General features: G+C 78.1%; 1 protein-coding gene. It reads left to right on the forward strand.

Annotated elements, in window-relative coordinates:
* A partial coding sequence (locus ACFUEL_RS38215; RefSeq protein WP_380242598.1) for an amino acid adenylation domain-containing protein occupies positions 1 to 2,617 on the forward strand: 2,617 nt, incomplete at both ends.

Raw genomic sequence — 2,617 nt, forward strand, 5'->3', positions numbered from 1 at the left:
GCGCCGGCACCGGCCGGGCCCGGCCCCGACCACGCCGCGTACGTCATCTTCACCTCCGGCTCCACCGGCCGCCCCAAGGGCGTCCTGGTCACCCACCGGGCGATCGTCAACCGGCTGGAGTGGATGCGGGAGATGTACGCGATCGGCGCCGCCGACCGCGTCCTGCAGAAGACCCCCGCCGGATTCGACGTCTCCGTCTGGGAGTTCTTCCTCCCGCTGACCGTCGGCGCCCGCGTCGTGCTGGCCCGCCCCGGCGACCACCGCGACCCGGCCGCGCTGGCCGCCCTGGCCGAACGCGCCGCCGTCACCACCTGCCACTTCGTGCCGTCCATGCTCGCCGCGTTCACCGCCGCCGCCGAGGCCGACGACGTGCTGCGCCGCCGGTTCGCCACCGTGCGCAGGGTGTTCTGCTCCGGCGAGGCACTGCCCGCCGCCGCCGTCGACCGCTTCCTGGCGCTGTGGCCGCAGATCGAACTGCACAACCTGTACGGCCCCACCGAGGCCGCCGTCGACGTCACCCACCACCGGGCCTGGGCCGGCGCCGGCAGCGTCCCGATCGGCCGCCCCGCCTGGAACACCCGGCTGCACGTGCTGGACGCCGCGCTGCGGCCCTGCCCGGTCGGCGTGCCCGGCGAACTGTACCTGGCGGGCGTCCAGTTGGCCCGCGGCTACCTGAACCGCCCCGGCCTGACCGCCGGGCGCTTCGTCGCCGACCCGTACGGCCCGCCCGGCACCCGGATGTACCGGACGGGCGACCTGGTGCGGTACCGGATCGACGGCAGCGTCGAGTACCTGGGCCGCACCGACGACCAGGTGAAGATCCGCGGCTTCCGGATCGAACTCGGAGAGGTGGAGGCCGCCCTCGCCGCCTGCCCGGGGGTCGCCCAGGCCGCGGTGACGGTCCGCTCCACGGCGAACGGTGCCAAGCAGCTGGTCGGGTACGTGGTGCCGCCCGCTGCGGACCCGCAGGTGCTGCGCGACCGGCTGGCGCGCACCCTGCCCGAGCACTCCGTCCCCGCCGTGATCGTCGGCCTGGACGCGCTGCCGCTGTCCGTCAACGGCAAGCTCGACCGCAAGGCGCTCCCCGCCCCCGACAGGCACCCCCTCGCCCCCGCGGCGGCCGCTGCCGTCCCGGCCCGGCGCGGGTCCTCCGCCTTCGCCCGGGTGTTCGCCGAGGTGCTGGGCCTGCCCGAGGTGGGGGAGGAGGAGAACTTCTTCGCGCTCGGCGGCGACAGCATCGTCTCCCTGCAACTGGTCAGCCGGGCGAAGGCCGCCGGGCTCGCGATCACCACCAAGGACGTGTTCCAGCACCCGACCCCGGCCGCGCTCACCGCCGCGTTCGGCGGAACCGCCCCCGGCACCCCCGGTACCTCCGGCACCCCCGCCCACGACGTCCCCGGCACCCCCGCTCCCGCCGCCGCGCCCGCGCCGCAGACCCCCGCCGAGGGCCCGCTGCCGCTGCTCCCCGTCGTGCACTGGCTGCGCGAACGCGGCGGCGGCGTACGGCGGTTCAACCAGTCCGTGCTGCTCACCGCCCCCGCCGGGCTCGGCGAGCGGCCGCTGCGGGACGCGCTCGCCGCCCTGGTCGAGGCGCACCCCGCGCTGCGCACCCGGCTGGACGACACCGACGGCCTGTGGACCCAGGAGACCCTGCCGCCCACCGCCGACCCCGCCCTGCTGCGCCGCGTCCCCGCCCCCGGCGGCCCCACCGCCGAACAGCTCACCGCCGAGGCCGACCGCGCCGCCGACGCCCTCGACCCGGCCGCCGGCCGGATGCTGCGCGCCGCCTGGTTCGACGCGGGCGAGCAGACCGAGGGACGGCTGTTGCTCACCGTCCACCACCTCGCCGTGGACGGCGTCTCCTGGCGGATCCTGCTCCCGCGGCTGGCCGCCGCCCACCGCGACGCCGCCGCCGGACGCCGGCCCGCCCTCGCCCCCGAACCCGTCCCGCTCCGCGACTGGGCCGCCCACCTGCACGCCCACGCCCAGCAGCGCAGCCGCCTCGCCGAGGCCGGGTACTGGCGCAGCACGCTCACCGGCCCGCCCGGCCCGCTCGCCGAACTCGGCACCGACCCGGCCCGCGACACCCACGCCACCCTGCGCACCCTGCGCCGCACCCTGCCCGCCGACCGCACCGCCGCGCTGCTTGCCACCGCTGCCGCCACCGCCACCGCCACGAGCCCCGGCAGCGGCCCCGGCCCCGGCTCCGGTGTCGAGGAACTGTTGCTCGCCGGACTCGTCCTCGGCCTGGCCCGCACCCGGCCCGACGCCGCGCCCGCGCTGCACGTCGACCTGGAGGGCCACGGCCGCGGCGGCCACCGGGGCCACGCACCCGACCTGTCCGGCACCGTCGGCTGGCTCACCACCGTCCACCCCGTCCGCCTCGACCTCGCCGGACTCGACCTCGCCGCCGCCCCGGACGTCCTGGCCCGGGTCGGGGAGCAACTGCGCGCCGCCCCCGACAAGGGGCTCGGCCACGGCCTGCTGCGCCACCTCAACCCGCAGACCGCCCCGCTGTTGGCCGCCGCGCCGCCCTCCCCGGTGCTGTTCAACTACCGGGGCCGCACCGACCAGGCCGGGCCCGCGCTCCGCGGCAGGCTGCTCGCCCCGGCCGCCG

Origin of the sequence: Kitasatospora sp. NPDC057198, assembly GCF_042670125.1 — a bacterium.
Lineage (GTDB): Bacteria > Actinomycetota > Actinomycetes > Streptomycetales > Streptomycetaceae > Kitasatospora.